General features: G+C 66.0%; 13 protein-coding genes, 1 tRNA gene and 1 pseudogene. 7 read left to right on the top strand and 8 right to left on the bottom strand.

The genetic code is table 11. The features are described 5' to 3' along the window. Positions 1 to 194: 194 nt before the first annotated feature. Positions 195 to 2,627 (top strand): penicillin-binding protein, encoded by a 2,433-nt coding sequence (locus JQN84_RS05775; protein ID WP_204957413.1) that lies wholly within the window; start codon positions 195 to 197, stop codon positions 2,625 to 2,627. Between the two features lie 97 nt (positions 2,628 to 2,724). On the opposite strand, the gene JQN84_RS05770 is transcribed toward JQN84_RS05775, so the two are convergent. Continuing rightward, a complete protein-coding gene (locus tag JQN84_RS05770; RefSeq protein ID WP_204957412.1) occupies positions 2,725 to 3,180 on the bottom strand; it encodes a GatB/YqeY domain-containing protein in 456 nt (151 codons plus the stop codon). Positions 3,181 to 3,205: 25 nt separating this feature from the next. Here JQN84_RS05770 and JQN84_RS05765 point away from each other — a divergent pair, with 25 nt between their 5' ends. Next, entirely contained in the window at positions 3,206 to 4,099 is an 894-nt protein-coding gene (locus JQN84_RS05765) for a metallophosphoesterase (protein WP_204957411.1), read from the top strand. 267 nt (positions 4,100 to 4,366) lie between these two features. Then, positions 4,367 to 4,443, top strand: a tRNA-Pro gene (locus tag JQN84_RS05760). Between the two features lie 56 nt (positions 4,444 to 4,499). On the opposite strand, the gene JQN84_RS05755 is transcribed toward JQN84_RS05760, so the two are convergent. The 4 genes from JQN84_RS05755 to JQN84_RS05740 are packed head-to-tail and all read right to left on the bottom strand — an operon-like array spanning position 4,500 to position 8,068. Further along, positions 4,500 to 5,600 (bottom strand): tyrosine-type recombinase/integrase, encoded by a 1,101-nt coding sequence (locus JQN84_RS05755; protein WP_239484949.1) that lies wholly within the window; start codon positions 5,598 to 5,600, stop codon positions 4,500 to 4,502. Beyond that, complete coding sequence (locus JQN84_RS05750; protein WP_204957410.1) at positions 5,591 to 5,875, bottom strand: helix-turn-helix domain-containing protein; 285 nt, start codon at positions 5,873 to 5,875, stop codon at positions 5,591 to 5,593. Before JQN84_RS05750 ends, JQN84_RS05755 begins: the two co-directional genes overlap by 10 nt. Before the next feature lie 13 nt (positions 5,876 to 5,888). Continuing rightward, a complete protein-coding gene (locus JQN84_RS05745) occupies positions 5,889 to 7,613 on the bottom strand; it encodes a replication initiator (RefSeq protein ID WP_204957409.1) in 1,725 nt (574 codons plus the stop codon). Beyond that, complete coding sequence (locus JQN84_RS05740) at positions 7,610 to 8,068, bottom strand: hypothetical protein (protein ID WP_204957408.1); 459 nt, start codon at positions 8,066 to 8,068, stop codon at positions 7,610 to 7,612. Before JQN84_RS05740 ends, JQN84_RS05745 begins: the two co-directional genes overlap by 4 nt. Positions 8,069 to 8,242: 174 nt before the next feature. Between JQN84_RS05740 and JQN84_RS05735 the strand changes: the two genes are divergently transcribed. From JQN84_RS05735 to JQN84_RS05725, 3 genes are all read left to right on the top strand, one after another. Continuing rightward, positions 8,243 to 9,034, top strand: coding sequence for a GntR family transcriptional regulator (locus tag JQN84_RS05735; RefSeq protein WP_204957407.1), 792 nt, complete (start codon positions 8,243 to 8,245; stop codon positions 9,032 to 9,034). Next, a complete protein-coding gene (locus JQN84_RS05730) occupies positions 9,031 to 9,660 on the top strand; it encodes a GNAT family N-acetyltransferase (RefSeq protein WP_239484948.1) in 630 nt (209 codons plus the stop codon). Before JQN84_RS05735 ends, JQN84_RS05730 begins: the two co-directional genes overlap by 4 nt. A 928-nt stretch (positions 9,661 to 10,588) precedes the next feature. Further along, the gene (locus JQN84_RS05725; RefSeq protein WP_204957406.1) at positions 10,589 to 11,170 is read left to right on the top strand and encodes a hypothetical protein; all 582 of its coding nucleotides are present in this window, start codon (positions 10,589 to 10,591) and stop codon (positions 11,168 to 11,170) included. A gap of 200 nt (positions 11,171 to 11,370) precedes the next feature. On the opposite strand, the pseudogene JQN84_RS05720 reads toward JQN84_RS05725, so the two are convergent. Both JQN84_RS05720 and JQN84_RS05715 read right to left on the bottom strand, forming a co-directional pair. Further along, positions 11,371 to 12,587: pseudogene (locus tag JQN84_RS05720) on the bottom strand (tyrosine-type recombinase/integrase). 739 nt (positions 12,588 to 13,326) lie between these two features. Further along, the gene (locus JQN84_RS05715; RefSeq protein ID WP_239485009.1) at positions 13,327 to 15,876 is read right to left on the bottom strand and encodes a tetratricopeptide repeat protein; all 2,550 of its coding nucleotides are present in this window, start codon (positions 15,874 to 15,876) and stop codon (positions 13,327 to 13,329) included. Between the two features lie 843 nt (positions 15,877 to 16,719). On the opposite strand from JQN84_RS05715, the gene JQN84_RS05710 reads away from it, so the two are divergent. Further along, positions 16,720 to 17,286, top strand: coding sequence for an NUDIX hydrolase (locus JQN84_RS05710; RefSeq protein ID WP_204957404.1), 567 nt, complete (start codon positions 16,720 to 16,722; stop codon positions 17,284 to 17,286). Positions 17,287 to 17,289: 3 nt separating this feature from the next. On the opposite strand, the gene JQN84_RS05705 is transcribed toward JQN84_RS05710, so the two are convergent. Further along, positions 17,290 to 18,705 (bottom strand): NsdA family TPR-like regulatory protein, encoded by a 1,416-nt coding sequence (locus JQN84_RS05705; RefSeq protein WP_204957403.1) that lies wholly within the window; start codon positions 18,703 to 18,705, stop codon positions 17,290 to 17,292. Positions 18,706 to 18,761: the final 56 nt, after the last annotated feature.

Raw genomic sequence — 18,761 nt, 5'->3', positions numbered from 1 at the left:
GCCGCTTACCCCGTCGGAGTACGTGAAAACGCTGCGCGGGCTCCACCGATCGGTGGAGACTCGGCGCGGTCACCCGCAACCTCGCACCGGGGGTCGTGCGTTTAGCACAACGAGGTCGGCGCGCGCAGGAAATGGGGAAAGAACGCCCCGGCGCCCCTCGTTCCCTACTCGCGTACCCTGTCGAGGTGACCTGGATGCGGAAACGTGACCACAATGTCTTCACCAACGCCGCATCGCTACTGATCTGCGGCCTGCTGGCCGGTGTGGTGGTGGCGGCGGCGGCCTTCCCCGCGGTGGCGATGTCCGGTCTGGCGGCCAAGGCCGGCGCCGAGACCTTCGGCGCGCTGCCCAAGGAGCTGACGGTGGCCCGCGCGCCACAGATCAGCTACCTGCTCGCCAACGACGGCAAGACCCCGCTGGCGACCATGTACGACGAGAACCGGCGCGACGTCAAGCTCGCGGACATCTCCCCGTACATGCAGAAGGCGATCATCGCCGCCGAGGACCACGACTTCTACAAGCACAACGGCGTGGACGTCAACGGCGTGGCCCGGGCGTTCGTCAACAACCAGTCCGGCACCAACTCGCAGCAGGGTGCGTCCACCCTGACCATGCAGTACGTCCGGCTGGCCATCGCCTACTCGGCCACCCACCCGGCCGACGTGGTCGCCGCGACCGAGGACACCAGCGCCCGCAAGATCCGCGAGATGCGGCTGGCCCTCCAGGTCGACAAGGAGTTCTCGAAGGACGAGATCCTCACCCGCTACCTGAACCTCGCCTCCTTCGGCAACGGCGCGTACGGCATCTTCGCCGCCAGCCAGGTGTACTTCGGCAAGTCCCCCAAGAACCTCAAGATCGAGGAGGCGGCGCTGCTGGCCGGCATGGTCAAGGCGCCGACCACCAACGATCCGACCACCCGCAGCGGCTACCCGCTCGCGCTCGACCGGCGTAACTACGTCATCGACAACATGGTCAAGACGAAGGCCATCACCCAGCAGGAGGCCGACGCCGCCAAGGCGACCAAGCTGGTGGTGAAGGACAAGCGCACCCCGAACGGCTGCGTCGCCACCAACCAGAAGGACTGGGGCTTCTTCTGCGACTACTTCTACCGCTGGTGGCTTTCGCAGGAGACCTTCGGCTCCACCACGTACGACCGGGAGCGGCGGCTCAAGAGCGGTGGCTACACCATCACCACCACGCTCGACGTGCAGGCGCAGAACGGTGCCGACCGGGCCGTCCGCCGCAACCTCGGGGTGAACAGCAAGGCCGCCCGGATGGTCGCCGCGATCGAGCCGGGCACCGGTCGGGTGCGCGCGCTGTCGGTCAACCGGAACTTCAAGATCGATGATCCGAAGAAGCCGCAGAACAAGCTCTCCAGCGACCCCAAGAAGGCCAAGAAGAAGATCCGGGGCAACTACCCCAACACGGTGAACCCGCTGCTCAGCGGCGGCCAGGGCATCACCGGCTACCAGGCCGGCTCGACGTTCAAGATGTTCACCATGGTGGCCGCGCTGGAGAAGGGCATCCCGCTCGCCTACCAGATCAACTCGCCGCCGGTCTTCAAGTCGGAGTACATCGTCGAGCAGAACTCGCCCGCCGCCTGCCCGGGGACGCACTTCTACTGCCCCAAGAACGCCTCGGCGAGCATGGCCGGCGTGCACAACATGTGGACCGCCTTCGGCAGCTCGGTCAACACCTACTTCGTCCCGCTGGAGCAGCAGGTCGGCGCGGAGAACGTGATCAAGGCGGCGCAGAAGCTCGGCATCACCTTCCGCAGCAGCGACGACGCCCGCCGGGCCACCAAGGAGGGCGGCGCCAACCAGTGGGGCGCGTTCACCCTGGGTGTCTCCCAGACCACCCCGCTGGAGTTGGCCAACGCCTACGCCACCCTGGCGGCCGACGGGAAGTACTGCGAGCCGATCCCGGTGCAGCAGATCAAGGACCCGGAGGGCAACAAGCTCGACGTCGCCAACCCGCGTTGTGAGCAGCGGATCTCGACCGAGGTGGCCCGGGCCGCCGTGGACGCGGCCCGCTGCCCGGTCGGTGACCGGTCGTCGGTCTCCAAGTGCTCCGGGGCGACCGCCCGCAACGTCCGGGGCATCGTCGGCAAGCCGGTGGCCGGCAAGTCCGGCACCACCGACAGCGAGAAGACCTCCTCGCTGGTGGCGATGACCAAGCAGTTCGCGGTGGCCGGCATCATGGCCGACCCGGACTGGGCGCAGACCAACCAGCAGATGGGCCACGACACGGCCACCGGCATCAACCCGGCGGTCTACGAGACGCTGCGGGACGCCATGAAGGGCAAGCCCGGCGTCGAGTTCACCCCACCCAACGGCAAGATCATCAACGGTGACCAGCGTTCCATCCCGAACGTGAAGTGCCAGTCGGTGGACGGAGCCCGGGGCAAGCTCAAGGAGGCCGGCTTCTCCGTCGTCGTCTCCGACAACAAGATCGCCTCGGAGTGCCCGGCCGGCACCGTCGCCGGCACCAGCCCCAACGGCCGCACCATCAAGGGCGGCGTGGTCACCATCGAGGTGAGCAGTGGCGGCGGCAGCACCCCGAACCAGGGCGGCAACACGCCCGGCGGGCCCGGCGGGCCGGGCGGCCCACCACCAGGCAACAACTGACCCGTACCGACGACGACGGGCGGGCACCCCACACGGGGTGCCCGCCCGTTGCGTGTCCGGCGTACCGGCGAAGCGGACCGACCGGCGTGACGGTGGGTCAGAGGCCGAGCTGTCGGCGTACCTCGGCGGCGACGCGGCCACCCTCGGCCCGGCCGGCCACCGCGGCCTGGGCCACCTTCATCGCCGGGCCCATCTGGGACTTCTCGGTGAAGCCGCCCGCGGCCAACGCCCCCGACACCAGCTCCGTCAGCTCCTGCTCCGAGAGCTGCTTGGGCAGGTAGCGGTCGAGCACCGCACCCTCGGCGGTCTCCTTGTCGGCCTGCTCGGCACGGCCGGCGTCGGCGAACGCGGCAGCCGCCTCCCGGCGCTTCTTCGCCTCCTTGGTCAGCACCGCGAGCACCTCGTCGTCGGAGAGCTCGCGCTTGGCCTTGCCGGCGACCTCGGCGTTGCCGACGGCGGCCAGCGCCATCCGCAACGTGGAGGTGGTCAGCTCGTCGCGCGCCTTGAGGGCGGCGCGCATGTCTGCGGTCAGGCGGTCCTTCAGCGTGCTCATGGACGGTCAAACTACCCTGGTCGGCATGCGAAAGCGCACACTATTCGGCCTCGCCGCCGGGACCGTCGCCGCCGGGGCGGCCACCCTGGCGTACGCGTCCCTCGTCGAACGCAACATGTTCACCCTGCGCCGGTACGACGTGCCGGTGCTGCCGGCCGACGCCGAGCCACTGCGCGTGCTGCACCTGTCGGACCTGCACATGATGCCCGACCAGCGGCGCAAGCAGCAGTGGGTGGCGTCGCTCGCCGCCCTCGACCCGGACCTGGTGGTGGTCACCGGGGACAACATGGCCCACCCCGACGCGGTGCCCGGGGTGCTGCGCGCCCTGCAACCGCTGCTCGACTACCCGGGCGCGTTCGTCTTCGGCTCCAACGACTACACCGGGCCGGTCTGGAAGAACCCGTTCACCTACTTCCTGCCCGGCCGGGAGTACACCGAGGGCGCCGCCCTGCCGTACGAGGAACTGCGTGACGTCCTCACCGGGGCCGGCTGGGCGGACCTCAACAACGCGCGTACCTCACTCAAGGCCGGTGGCCGCCTCGTCGAGCTGGTCGGCGTGGACGACCCGCACATCGGGCAGGACGACTACCCGGCCGTCGCCGGCCCGGTCACCCCCGCCGCCGACCTGTCCATCGCGCTCGCCCACGCCCCGGAACCGGCGCTGCTCGACCAGATGGCCGCCGACGGCTTCGGCCTGCTGCTGGCCGGGCACACCCACGGCGGTCAGGTCTGCGTACCCGGCTACGGCGCGCTGGTGACCAACTGCGGGCTGCCTCGGTCGATGGCGAAGGGCCTGCACAGGTGGCCCGGCTCCGACTCCTGGCTGCACGTCTCGGCGGGCCTCGGCACCCACCCCACCGCCCCGGTCCGCTTCGCCTGCCCACCCGAGGCCAGCATCCTCACCCTCACCCCCCGCTGACCCCGCTCTGCTGCCCCCACCGCCTCCTGCCCTGCTACGCCTTCTCGCCCACTCCATGATCAGATTGCCGAAATGCAGACGACACGCCGTCAACACTGCGCGAAATCGCAATCTGATCATGGAGCCGGTGGGGTGACCCGGTCGGCAGCAGGGCGGAACCGGGCGACGGAGCGCCATCAGAGACACCCCCGGCCCCGAGCGGCCGGAGCCGGGGGGGTACCGAGTTTGATCGGCGGAGCGGGTGGGCTACTATTTCACCGCACGCCTCGGGGTGTGGCGCAGCTTGGTAGCGCGCTTCGTTCGGGACGAAGAGGTCGTCGGTTCGAATCCGGCCACCCCGACCAGAGGTAAGAGCAGGTCAAGGCCCCTCCACGGAGGGGCCTTGATTCATTCCTGGGGCTCACTGCCCTCCCGGAGGCAGCGAGAAGGCAGCGAACGAAGCGAGCACCCTGCGATCGCGGTCACGTGTTGAGTGCGTGTAGCGGTCCAGGGTGGTCGACGTCTGCTCGTGCCCCATGACCTTGGCAACGTCGTTGATGGGCACCCCGTCGGAGACGAGCCACGTCGCATACGAGTGCCGCAGGTCGTGAAACCGCAGCCCGAACGGCAGACCGGCGCGCTGTAGTGACGGCTTCCATACCCGCGCCCGAAACGTGCCACGCTTGAGCGGTTCACCGGTACGCGCGACGAAGATCAGATCCTCGGTGCCCGTCTCGAATGCCTGCCGATGCTCGGTCAGCGCCTGAACCACGAACGGCGGCAAAGGCACGGTGCGCCGGCCAGCGCGTGACTTCGGGTACGGCTTCAACGTGACGTGCCCCGAAATCTCTTCCGCCACTCGCACCACCCGAAGCTCACCCACCGCCAGGTCGACGACGTCCCAACGGAGCCCCACGCATTCTCCCCATCGAAGACCGGTGCCAGCGGCGAGGGCGACCAGGGCTCGATAGCGGTCCGGGACGACAGGCAGCAACTTGCCGAACAACTCCGAACGCGAGATCACCAGTTCCTCAGTATCGGTCCGCCTACGCGGGGGCAGCCGGACACCGTCGCAGGGGTTGAAGCCGATGAGCCGATCGCGGACCGCCGAACGCAGGACCCCGGAGGTGAGGCGATAGCACTCGCGGACGGTGGCTGGCGACAGCCGTTGCCCCAGACTGGTCACCCACTCCTGAACGGCTGAGTGCTCGATCTTCGCCAACGGCACCGGTCCCCACTTGGGCAGCACGTGATTACGCATGATCGAGGAATCCCGAGCAGCGGTAGCCTTCTCGTCGTTTCGGTTGCTGAGCCAGCGGGTTCCGTACTCAGCGAAGCGAAGTCGACCCGCGTCAGGCGCGACATAGGTCCCACGGTTGAGCGCGGACTCAACCTCCGCCAGGAAGGCGTTGGCCTCCCGCTTAGTCCGAAACGTCTTCGACCGCTGCCGACCAGCCGGGTCACGCCAGCACGCGCGGTGGCGGCCGACCGGGGTCTTGCGCACGAAGCCCATCAGGCCCATCCCCTCGGTTCCTCAGCCGGCTCGACGCACGAGTCAAGCCAGGCGTGAAATCGCTTCTTGGGGATGACCCAGCGTCCACCGAGCTTTCGGGCGGGTATCTCCCCCTCGCGAACCAGGGCGTAAGTGCTACCCAGGGAGAGGGAGAGCAGACGGGCGACCTCGCGGACGGAATAGACGACGCGGGCGTCTCCGAGGCGAAGAACACGGCCCGGCGTCTCAGGCTCAGTGGTGGCGGGACGGGAACGCGAGTCGAGGCGAGTGACGTTGCTGTCCATGAGTTTCCTTCGATCAAGGGGTGACGTTCGGGCGTTGGTTGTCGCCGGCGGTTGTTCCGGCTCTTGCGGCGTTGAGTGCGGCTTTCCATTGGGCGCGTTGGGATAGGGCTTTGAGGAGTCGGTGTTGGAGGGGTGGGATGTCGGGGTCGTCGGGTCGGGCGAGTTCCCAGGCGTAGGCGGGTGGGTCGTCGGGTCCGGTGGTCGGGGCGGTGTCGGCGGGGATGGTGACGCCGAGGAGGTTGCGGACCCAGGCGCGGGCGTCGGCGCGGTGGTCGGCGAGGGTCTTGCCGGACCAGTCGCGGGAGACGAGGATGCGGCGCCCGCCGATGCCGAGGGTGGCGCGTTGGTGGACTTTGCCTTTGCAGCGTCCCGCTTGCAGCCTGCCGTGGGCTTTCTTCGGCTGGATGCCGTAGATCAGCCAGTTCGCGCAGCGTTCGTTGCAGGGGGTGACCCGTAGTTGCTGCCAGAGCCGGTCGTGGTGCTGCCGCTGCCGGTCGGTCGTCGCGGTGTGGCAGTCGGCGGCGGACTTGGTGATGTACTTCGTGATGTAGCCGATCGTGCGGTTGGCGTGGACGGTGCCGGGGGTGACGCCTTCGGCGCGGACCTGTACACCGAAGCGGGCGACGTGTGCCGGTTGGGCGTCGGGGTCGGCGTCGACCTGGTCCAGGGCGTCGGTCCAGGACGGCAGCGGCTGTCGGGTGTCGGGGTCGACCCAGGCGTTGTGGTCGTTGTCCCAGACGGGTAGCCGGTCGAGGGTGTACACGGGTTTGTCGGCGGGGGGCCACCACACCTGGTGGTAGGTGGCGGCGGCTACCTGCTTGAGCATGGCGCGGGGGATGGTGCCTCGGATGGCGAAGTGTGCGTGTGGGGCGAGTCGGCGTTGGGGTTCGACGCAGCCGGCGTATTGGATGTTCCAGCCGGCGCAGCGGCGGAGGTTTTGCCAGAACCGGTCGAGGAGTCGGGGGAAGTGCACGGCGTCCCAGGCGGCCCGTCGGTAGTCGTAGGTGTCCGGGTCGACGGGGGTGCCGTCGGGTAGGACGCGGCCGTAGCTGTCGAGGGTGAGGGTCAGCCACATCGACGGCCGGTGCTCGGTGCCGTCCGGGGCGGTGTAGACGCGGCCGACGGTGCGCGGCTCGACCTTCTTGCGAGGCAGGTCGGGTGCGTCCTGGCGGCGGCGGGTGGAGCGCTTGCGGCGGGGACCGGTGTCGTCTTCGTCGTCGGGTTCGTGGGTGGGGGCGATGTGGCCGCGGAGTCCTTCGGCGGCGATGGCTTCCTCTACCTCACGGATGGCGTCGTCGACGTCGGCGACCTGGTCGTGCTGGGCGGCACGGGAGGCGTCGTCGCGGGCGAACTCCAGGTGCGCCCGCAGCAGGATCAGTTCGCGTTGGGCGTCGGTGGCGGGTGTGGGTGCGGGGGCGGGTTCGTCGGTGCGGTGCCAGCCTTCCCGGATCTGGGTACGGCGCAGCCGTAGGGCGCGTTGGGCGCAGGGTGGGCACTTGTCGTCGCGGGTGGAGCCGCAGGGCAGGTCGATGACTTCGGTGTGGCCGGTGTGCAGGTCGGTGCGGCGCAGGGTGACCGGGTGCAGGCAGACGCCGTACTCGGCGGCCATCTCTTTGAGGACCTGACGCGACATCGGCAGCGCCATCCGGGCGGCACGGGTGCCGGGGGTGGGCGGGGTGTCGGCGGGTACGGGGGTGGGGGTGTCGGGGGCGAGGCCGGGCAGGGCCGGAGCGGTCATGCGTGGCCCCGGCTATCGACCAAGAAGAAGAACGCCATCTCCGTACAGCGCAAGAACCGGCGGTCACTACCCCACAGCTCCCGCACCCCCTGCCGGTACCACGCGGGGGCACCACCGGTATCCGCTTCGTTGATCAGCCGCAAGTTCAGCCGGCGTTGCGCGTGAGCACGAAGACGAACCTCTGACAGGCCAAGCCGGGTCAGCCCTTCTACGAAGAAGGCCCACACCTGACGCGGGTCGGACGGCGTCTTCTTCGTCGGCATGCTGGACGCGGCCAGCGCAACGGCGAACTCGTCCATGGTCACCAGGTCACCAACCGTCGCTCGCCAGAACGGGCCATCGACCGCCAGGCCAGCGTCAGGGCCGGACACGAGTCGGAGGAAGTCCCGATCCGTCGCGGACAGCGAGGTGCCAGCAGGCGTGACAGGAGGAGCAGAGATAGGCTTGACCAGCATCGTTCTCGTCCCTTCGACAGGTGAAGCGGTGCACCGGCCTCGACGGGTGCCAGCCCGTCGGGGCCTTTGTTGTCCGGACCCAAACCTTGGGTCGCCCACTTGGTATCTACCAAGGAATCACAACGAGAGCGCCCCGTCAACACTTGGTCCGTACCAAGTCGTAGAGTGGACGCCATGAGTTCGGAGCGAACGTCGAATGACCTGGGGCGGGAGCCGGAACCGCGTCACGTCGTTCTTGCCACGACACTGCGTGACGCGATCAGCCGTGGTGAGTTCTCGCCCGGCGAACGGCTGCCCCCGGAGCGCGAGCTTGCGGACCGCTTCAACGCCTCCCGGACCACCGTCCGCCTAGCCCTGTCCGCCTTGAAGTCGCAGGGCTTGATCGGGTCTGGGCAGGGGCAGGGCACGTACGTGCGCAAGGCCCGGCCCATTCGCGTCATGGCGATGGACCAAGATCGACGGGCACGTCGAGCCGAGAACCATGCGGCGACCTTCAACAGCGAGATTGCCCGGCAGGGTCGGATCGGGCGTCAGAACATCCTCAGCGTCGCCCCGGAACCCGCCTCAGCCGAGGTGGCACGGTGGCTACGCATCGCGGAGGGAACGCCAGTGCTGGCACGCCGTCGGGTGATGCTTGTCGATGATGATCCGTATCAGCTTGGCGACAGCTACTACGTCAACGAACTGGTAAAGGACACCGCTATTGCCGAGGCAGCACCCGTTGAGGAAGGCGTCTTGACGGTGCTCGAACGGGTGCACGGAAAACCGATCTCGTACTATATCGACGAGTTGAGTTTCCGTATGCCGACGCCGGAGGAGGCCACGACATTACGTCTCGACCCCGGGGTTTGCGTCGTGCGTGCGGTCCGCATCGCATACGACAGCGAGGACACGCCGATTGAGGCGTTCGACCAGCTTCTAGCCGGCGATAAGCACATCTTGGTATACGAGGTTTCGGGCGAATGAACGAGCCGATGGAGCTTGGACAACCCACCCTCACCGGAAAGCTCATCCGACTGGAGCCCCTGACCGAGGACTCAGCCGCTGCGCTTGCGGAAGCTGCAAAGCACGCGGAAATCTGGCGCTACCTCGACGAGCCCACACCGGACACCATGCAGGCAGTCTCAGACCTGGTGGAAGAGGCCATCGAGGAGCAGCGCCAGGGTGTGCGAGTACCGTACGTAATTACTGAACGTCTCCACGGAAACGCCATCGGAAGCATCAGCTTTATCGACATTCAGCCCCGGCACCGAGGCGTGGAGATCGGGTGGGCATGGGTAACGCCGAGCCACTGGCGCACAGGCGCTGCACGTGAGGCGTCGTATCTACTCATGCGCCACGCTTTCGAGACGGCGGGTGCGATTCGAGTCGTCTTCAAGACGGACTCTCGCAACCTCCGCTCTCAACGAGCGATCGAACGAATCGGCGCAACCCGCGAAGGTGTCTTCCGCAACCACCGCATTCTGCTCGACGGCCACATTCGCCACTCAATCTTCTACAGCGTCACGGTGGAAGACTGGCCAGGCGTACGCCAGTTGCTCGACTCATGGCGAGAGTCGTTGCCGCCGGGTAAGGCAGGTGGGGAAGAGTAGCCGGCGAGGCGACAAGGTTCTCAGCTGTCATGAGTTGGTGGAGATGAAGGCAGCGACCCACCGGCAACAGCACGGGTGCCCCTCGACGACAGACACAACCCTCGCCGGCAGCAAGGCTGCAAGGTTGCTGCGGATGGGAGACGCCGGGTGGTTGGTGTCGTCGTACCCGTCCAGGTTGGCTCGGAGCTTACGGTGATCTGTTGCCGAATTGGCCTGTACTAGATCAAGCGCGCTCCGCGCGGCGCGGGCCGGGCGCGGTAACCGGCTCCTGCGGAGCCGCCGCCCCGCTCGCCTGCGGCGGCGGGGCGGAAAGTCAGCCGGCCCGAAGCCCACGCCCGCCCCGCGCGTCACCCACTGGTTCCGTGAAGGGAACCGGTGACGAGTCCCGGAGACGACCGGGACCAGGACGACAACCCCGATCCGCCCGGTGGTCTTCCACCACGTGACGTCTCACCTCGGACCGGTCGACGGCCGGTCGGGACGAAGTTGCCGAACGGAATCCGTCGGGCTGCTCACGGGTCCGAGGTGGGAAAGGGGTGAGGGTGGGGAAGGGGGCGGTGGGTGGTGGCGGGGTTGGGGTTAGGGCTGTGCCTCCGGCGGGGGCCAGACGACTCCGGGATGGAGTTGCCGAACGTTGCGGTGGGTGGGTGGTGGGGGTGGGATGCCATCCCGCCAGCCACCGACCCAGGCAGAGCCGAGCAGATCAGGGCCAGGGTGACAAGGTCGTTCGTCCGGTAGGGCGCTCCACCTTGTCACCCTGGCCCTGACCTGCTCCACGGTGTGTGGGTCGGCGGCAGACGGGATGGCAGAGGACCTTCGGTGCTTGGTAGAGGTTCCGTTCTGATGCACAGCTCACCAACTGGCTAGTCAGCAGGATCCTCCTAAGCCCGAGGCGTAGTTGTTTGAGATGAGAGACTAGCCTTGCGTCATGGCTAACGGTCCATGGTGGGGAACTGCCATTCTCGCAGGTGCCTTTACCCTTATTGGTGTAGTTTTGGCGCAGGCGGTGGCGATGCGCATTGAGAAGGCCCGGTCAGAGCGTGAAGATGAGCGGCGCTGGCACAATGATCGCCGTCAGGCATACGCAGAGTTCCTTGCTATCGCTTTCGAATACCTTCAAGTCTTACGAGTGGCCTGGGATCGGCCGGAAAATCTGCAACAAATCGACACGTTGCAACAGAAGCTCGTATTCCGGTATCAAGAAATACTTATCGTAGCTTCCAGTCCAGTTGTGCGCGCTGCGGGCGAGTTGCGCAATGCTCTCTTTGCGGCGACGAGGAAGGTCCGAAACCACGGCGATGGAGAATCGTTCCCCGAGGTGAGGAAACACATTTCTGGGCTAGGTAAGGAGTTTGTGTCGCGGGTGCGTGACGAGTTGGGCATCCGAGATCTAAGGGGCGCAACAACTCGGTCGGATCAGCGCCTTCGCCGTCGCTGGCTGGCGGCAGTCTTGCCCGCTGCGAGGCGGAAGCAGCGAGGAGGCAGCAAATCCGGTAGGGGCGGCCGGTAGCGCCTGTCGGTGGTTGGTACCACAGTCGTGCTCAGCGGCACAGGATGACAGCGGACGACAGGCCACGATGCACCGTCCTGGCGTTCGGGACGAAGAGGTCGTCGGTTCGAATCCGGCCACCCCGACAGAGGTCAGAGGGCACATCCGATCCATGGATGTGCCCTCTGGTGCTTCTGTACAGCAGTGAAGTACAGCAGCGGTCAGCGCAAACTCTCCCCCAGCCGCTTGAGGGCGTCGCGGGTGGCGTCCGAGGACGCCTGCGAATAGATCTCCATCGTCACCGACACCTCGGCGTGCCGGAGCACCTGCATGATGACGCGCGGGTGCACGTCCAGGTCGACGAGCAGGGTCGCGCAGGTACGCCGGGCGTCGTGCACGGTGATCTTCCGAACTCCGGCACGGGCACAGCGGGCGTCCCAGGAGCGGTTGAAGTTGCGCGGCTCGATGGGGGTTCCGTAGCGGGTGGTGAACAGCAGCGGCGAGCCCTGCCAGGCGATGCCCGCCTGGTCGCGGTCGGCCTTCCTCGCCTGCTGGCGGAGGTCGAGTGCCGCCGCGCAGATGTCGGGCAGAGGGAGGGTGGCGTCCGAGGTCTGCGTCTTGGTCTCCCGGTGCAGCAGTTGGCCGCCGACCCGCTGCAACTGCCAGCCGATCGACAGCTCCCCCGCCGCCAGGTCCACGGCGTCCCCGGTGAGGCCGAGCACCTCACCCTTGCGCAGCCCGAGCACCAGGATCAGCACGTACGCGGCGTAGAGCGGATCGCGGTCGGCCCGCGCGGACTCCAGGAAGCGACGCGCCTCGTCGCTGGTCCACACCCGGCCCCGACGGCGACGGACCGGTGGGAGCTTGACCAGGGCGGCGGCGTTGCGGGTGACCAGTTCCTCGGTGGCGGCATGGTTGAGCGCCGAGCGCAGCACACCCCGGACGTCCTTGACGGTGCGGGCGGACGGCACGTCACCGCAGCAACGGCCGAGCGCACAGCAGCGCCGCCTGAGTTCCGGGCGGCGGGCGTCCTTGCCCTGGGCGCAGCACTGGCAGTCGCGGGCCGCCTCGTTGATCCAGGTCTGCACGTCGCGCACCTGGAGCCGGTCGAGCCGCTTCCCGCCGAGGCCGGGGATCACGTACAGCCGGAGGATCGTCTCGTAGGTAGCGCAGGTCAGCGGCGCGAGGTTGGGGCGCACGACCTCCCGGTGCCAGTAGGTCAGGTAGTCGCCGAGGGTCGGCACGCGGGTGGCGACCGGCCCGGCCTTGGCCTGCTGGTGCAGCTTGATCCACTTGTCGTGGACGACCTCCCGGGTCGGGCCGTAGACGTACTTGCGGGTCCGCTTCCCGTCGGGCTTGGTGACCCAGCGTACGCGGCGAAGCCGTTGCGGTACGGGAAGATCGAGCCTTCGCCGTTGGCGCGGGTGCGGCCGGACAAGACACGGCCGCACTTGCCGTCCTTGCCGTCCTTGTAGAGCGCAGCCCCCCGGTGGCGATTCTTCATATTGACCTTGGACAGGCTGAAGCAGAGCAGGACGGCAACCTCGCAGCGCGGGTAGCAGCGCGCGGTGAGGGATCAGGTCACGCTGCCATCCCAGACCACGCCTCTTTGAGTGACGACTGGCCCGAGCAGTGATGGGTTTTCATGGACTGCCTGAAGTAGTGCTCCTGTGGTCGCACACGGAAGACGAGGCAGCCATTGACTCCTGATGGTTGCTTGTGTCAGGGCCTAGGTTGACCGGGGCGACTACCGAATGCCGGGCACCCGATGGCCAGCTGAACCGCGTGGCGGATCTACTCGGGGAACAACTGGTGGAGCGCGTCCGGCAGGCGCAAGCGTCGCGGCAAGGACGGCAAGGTCGATCCACCGGTGCACGACGACCTGCTCCAGCGCGGGGCTTCACCGCCGATGGCCTGAACCGGTTGCGGCTGGCCGACATCACCGAGCAGCACACCGCCGAGGGTAAGCTCTAGGATGGCCATAGCACCGCCGATGGGTCACGGTCCGGGGTCGTCGCCATGGGACATCCCGCCTGCCATCGACCCGGCAAGCCGAGCACACCACCGCCCCGACCCGCCAGCGTCCGTGCGGGCCGCGAGGGTCCGCTTGACGTGGCAGGCTGGGCGGAGTCCCTTCCAACAGGACGGGTCAACGGCAGCCAGTGAGGATGGACAGCTCACTTCTTGCGGCCTTTCTTGCGACCCGAGGATTTACCACCGCCATGTAGGGGAAACGAGCCGCGGAGCGCCGAGGCCTTCCGCTTCTCGGCTTCCAGGCAAAGCTTTGTATCGCGAGTTTCGGAGTGCTTGGGACCTAAAACTCGTCGTTCTATCGCATACAGCTGAGAGAGAGCGGACTGTGCCCCGATTGAGTCCCCTGAATTGGAGATGGCATGAGCTAATTCGTGACGTGCCCTCAAGGTTTGATAATGCTCATGGCCGAGCGTCTCTTCAAGCAGCTTTATGACGGCCCGGAACTCACGTTCTGCCGCATCCGACTTTTCTTGCTTGGTCAGAACAGACGCGATACAGGTACGCATTTCGAGAGTGCTCGGGTGAGTTTCGCCATAAATTTTGCGGCGTCCTTCGAAGGCGATCGTTGCCTGATTCATAGCCTCGACTAGCTCACCTTGGCTGGTAAGTAGGTGTGATAGGCAATGCCTGCTGGCGAAAACCGCTGGGGAATCGGGCCCATACTTGGAGACGTAGTCATCAATAATGCGACGATGCAGCTTCTCCGCCTCACTCAATTCACCCATGTCTGATAATATGTGAGCGAAATTATGGCGCGTATGTAGCGTATGGTCATGATTTGGTCCGAGCACCTCGATGCGAGCATCCAAAACCTCCCTGAAGCATTCAAGTGCGGCCGGAAATTCGCCCTTATCTCCCAAAATTTTGGCTAAACAGAACTTCGTTTGCAAAGTGCTCTCGTGCATCTCACCGCGAAGGCTACTCTCAGTCGCGAGAACCATTCGTAGAATGCGTTCAGCTTTAGGGTATTCACCCCTTTCCCTCAGGAAGTCGGCATATCTATGTCGGGCGTCCAAGAATCGGAGCGAGTCAGTGCCGAACACCCGCCCATAGTCGCGGACGACTGCGGCGAAGACACCTTCAGCTTCTTGATATTTGGACCGGCCGGCCAATACTATGGCTAAGTGGAAGCGGCGATGCAGTACCACCGAATCCTGGCTACCTAGTAGTTTTTCAGTCGCTCTTGTTGATTTGCGCGCCAGTTCTTCCGCATCGGCCTGCATCCCTCGGGCCATCAGGTAGTCCGAAAAAGCGCACCATGCCGGGACGAGTTCTTGGACAGATCCTGCCGTCGCGTCGGCAGACTCTACAGAGCGGGTGAGCAGCATGACATGCGGCGTGAGATCCCCCCATGTTTTCCAGCTCTTAACATCGTCAGCTTCCCCGATATTGGCATCCTCAACCACTCGACGTACGAGGCGAGCCGCCGCCTCAAGGTATGAGGCCGCATTTGCAATCGGCGGATCGCCGATGCGCGTAATATCCCGAACGACGGGGTGAATTCGGAGATGCTCGGGTAGTTCCCGACTTCCGTCAAATCGCACCATATCGACCATGCCGAGATCCGCTAGGGCGTTGATCGTCCTCCATAGGGATGCACTGTTAATTCCCTCGAACGGCAACTGGATAGCGAGGGTTGGTGGATCAAGCAGCACCCGGAACGGAAAGAGCGTTTCAGCAAACAGTGACAACAGGTAGAGCGTCTGCCGCGCGAATCGAAAACCTCGATTGTCTAGCAGTTGCAGCGACAAGGACCATGCGCGGGCGAAGGTATCTCGACTTTCGTTGTCCGGGATTAGGCCCTCGTCCATTGCCTTCTGATACTCGGCCATCGTCGCAATAGAGTCGGGATCTGGCCATGGAATGCCGCTTGTTTCGGCTAGGTAGAGGCCAGCAAGTCTAATTGCTAGAGGGAGGCCGCCAAGGCGCGCCGAAAGTGACCTAGCGTCGTGAATGCTTCCAGCAGACGAAGGTACGTAGTCGAACAACATCCTCGCACCGTCGTCTGCGCTTAACATCATTGTCGGATGTAGCGAACACCACGAACCCCAGGCCGAGGGCGTCGCCATTCTGGTCGTAATCAGGACGCCGCCGCTGGGCCCGACGATCGGACGCACCCACCCCGTACCGTCGGTGAAGTTGCTACCTCCACCGTCAAGCACTGAGGGATCGTCAACATTATCAATGATAAGTAGCCAAGGTTGATCCAGTTGACCTAGCCGTCGCCACAGCGCATCGGCTGGATCACTGTGGGCCAACTCGATCTCGGTTACACCAACGCTGCTGGCCAATGTTCTCATCCCCATAGCCAGGGTGCTGCCGCTGTTGCCCGCGATCCACCAAGTCTGAATGCCTGCTTGAACGGACCGCGATGCAATTTCTAGCGCGACGCTTGTTTTTCCGCTACCCGCGAGCCCGCAGATAACATGTACTCCTGCGACTCGGCCTTCCGACCCTCCTTGAATGCCGGTAATCAAGTCGTAGCGGCCTCGCAGCGGCCGCTCCTTGGAAATTCGACCGAGCGGGGGCGAGATGGTGGTGTGTACCGGCGGGAGGGTTGACAACTGCGGGTGAATGCCGTAATAGACATGCTGTATGCCGTGCCCAAGAGATGCAGATTGACCGTGACCGAGGGTCAAAGTGGTTTGCTCGATATCCCTCAGCGGCGCCAGCGCGTTGTGGCTAGCATCCATGCTGATCAAACGTAACATTCTGCACGCCGGACCCCAGTACGGCCTGCTTTGAGCTTCCGAAGCTTGTAGCATGCTGGGTGACATTGAAATTGGTAGACGAACCCGAATTCGAGGAGCGCATGGCACGCGTTACTATCTCCGATAGATCAGCCAGCAAAGCAGGGTCATTGGCTAGCTCATTCCGAATTTGGAATCGCAAAGCTGCGGTCGCGTCTTCGCTTTCTGGAGTTACTTCCAAATCACGAATAGCAGCCTCGATGGCCGGTTGAACCCCACCCTTTCCTACAAGCCGCGCCAGCAGCCTGCGCCCCCAGTCAACTGATGCGTCCGATGCCTCACCTATGGCAGCGTCGCGAATCTTCGCTAGTGTTTGCGTCCCGTAGGCCTGGACGGCGGAGACGATGTACGGCACGACCGCCGATGCGACCTGCGCAGCTTCTAGGTCCATCTCCCATACCTACACCAAGCCCACGAGAGTTGGAAGCATCGGCAAGTTGCCTAGCCGAGAGGTTTCCAAGCTCTGCGCTCATCTTTGTAGATTGCAACCGGCAATGACCTGCGCTTGTGGACGTCCGAAGGCCGGGAGGGCTGTCAGGCTAAGTTTGAAAGCCTGTCTTATAGCCGACAGTGAGACAGCTTGGAGCGGAAAAGCGTTGACCTTGGCAGCGCGGGGCCCTTACTGAGACGGCGCTGGATTGAGCGGAGTGTAAAGCCCGCCCGGTGCTGCCGCTTCTGATCCTGGCAGTCGTCTCGACCTTCAGGGAAGCGGTGATCTCTATGGGGATAGTCGACGTCGCCCTCGGTTCCATCGCGCGGTGAGGGTTCGGCGCGGATACTGGCGGGGTGGTGGAGGAGCAGGCGACGGAGTTGACCCGGTGGACCATCCACGGCGAGCGGGTCGTGGACGACACCCGCCGGGCGCGGCTGAGCATCGCCGAGGTGGAGTTGCCCGATGGGATTCGCTTCGAGCAGTACGTGATCCGGGCTCCCCGGTCAGCCATGGTCGCCGTACTCGACGACCGGGAGCGCCTGCTGCTGATGCGGCGGCACCGGTTCGTGTTCGACCGGTGGGTGTGGGAGCTGCCCGGCGGCTACGTCGATGACCAGGAGCAGCCGGCGCAGTGTGCGGTACGGGAGGTCGAGGAGGAAACCGGCTGGCGGCCCCAGGCGGTAGAGCCGCTGCTGTCCTTCCAACCGTGGGTCGGCACTGCCGACGCCGAGAACCTTCTCTTCCTGGCTCGGCACGCCGAGCACATCGGCACACCCACGGACGTGAACGAGGCCGAGCAGGTCGCCTGGATTCCGCTCGAAGAGGCGTACGAGATGGTGTCCCGGGGTGAGATCGTCGGTGCCGGCACGGTTATCGCGGTGCTGGAGCTGGTGGCGCGCAAAGCCCGGGGAGAGCTGTGACGGTCAGCGTCGAGGGCCGAGGGTGGCGTCAACACGGCCGGTGAAGTGCCGGACGGCCGGTAGCCGCCGGTGCGGGGCGAGCTGCGCTTGCAGGTCGCGGACATAGCGAACGGCCCTGGCCGAGCGAAGCTGGTTAGTCAGAGTCAGGGCTTCCGCGCCGACGGCGCAGGCCCGGTCGGGTTCGCCCTGCTGGGCATGGACGCTGGCGAGCAGCGCGAGGTTGAAGGCTCTGCCGCGTACATACCGGTTGTCCATCCGCAGGGATCGGGCGGCGAAGCGTTCGGCGTGGGTGTTGCGGCCGAGGGCGTGGAAGCAGTGGCCGAACTTGGCCGACAGGTACGCCTCGTCGAAGTAGCTGAGCCATTGCGGATCACCGCTGCGGTCGGCCCGGTCGAGGGCCTGTTCCGCCTGGTGCAGGGCGGCAGCGCAGGCCCGTTCGTCGTTGGCCTTGGCCAGGGCGTGGGCTTCCATGACGTGGGCTTCGGCGGTCAGCACGGGAACCCCGGCGCGGCGGGCGGTCCGGCCGGCGGCGCGGGCGAGGTCGAGGCCGGTGGCGGTGTGGCCGAGGTAGGTGGCCTGGTGGCTCATCGCGGCGAGGATCTCCGCGCCGAGGCCGTCGTCTCCGGCAGCGTGGGCGAAGTCCAGGGCAAGGGTCAGGTACCGCTGGGCGATGCCGTGCTCGGCCGTGTCATACGCCTGCCACCCGGCGAGTTGGGCCAGCTCGGCGGCGGCACTGAGCAGCCGTTGGCCGGTGGCGTGGTCGTAGCGGCCGTCGGTGAGCAGCGGGGTCACCTCCTGGTGGAGGTAGCGGGCGACGGTGTCGCGGGCGTGCCCACCGCCGTACTGGTTGTCCAACTGGCGGTAGGTCGCCGTCATCGCCCGGATGGTGTCAATCGCGGGTTGACCGACCGCGCTGCGTCCGGGTTGGGTGACCGGGGCCGGGTCGGGAGCGGTGAACCAGCGCAGCGCCGGCAGGGTGTAGCCGGCGGAACTGAAGGCCACCTGCCGGAGTACGTCTCGACGGTTCACGTCACCTCGCCAAAGCTCTGCGGCACTGCTTACGTCGTCGCGCCAGGTCCGCTGAAAAGGCGGCGCGTCGGGAACGCGCCGACTGGGGGCGGCGGCCGGTGGTGCGGCCTGGCGGGGTGCCAGGCCCATCGTGGTACGCGCCTGGTCGGGCATCCGACAGCCGTCGGCGATCCGCTCCAGGACGTCGATCGAGGTGACCTTGCGTCCGGCCATGATCCGGCTGACGTAGCCCTGTTCCAGCCCGACAGCGGCCCCGATCCGGCTCTGACTCGCCCCGGTGAGACGGGTGATCCACCGGAACAGCCCGCCGATATCGCGGACGGCCAGGACGTTCAGCACCTCGCCGTGCGACCACGCATCCTCCGGTATTCGCAGCGGATCGAGCAGCACGGCAGCTCCCAGCGTCGCGTTCCGACTACTCAAGGTGTTCAGGTCGACAGCCTAGG

It is taken from the genome of Micromonospora humidisoli, from assembly GCF_016900955.1.
In the GTDB taxonomy this organism is placed as follows: Bacteria; Actinomycetota; Actinomycetes; order Mycobacteriales; family Micromonosporaceae; genus Micromonospora; species Micromonospora wenchangensis.
Note: the sequence above shows the minus strand (reverse complement) of the source record. Positions and strands in the feature narration are given on the sequence as shown.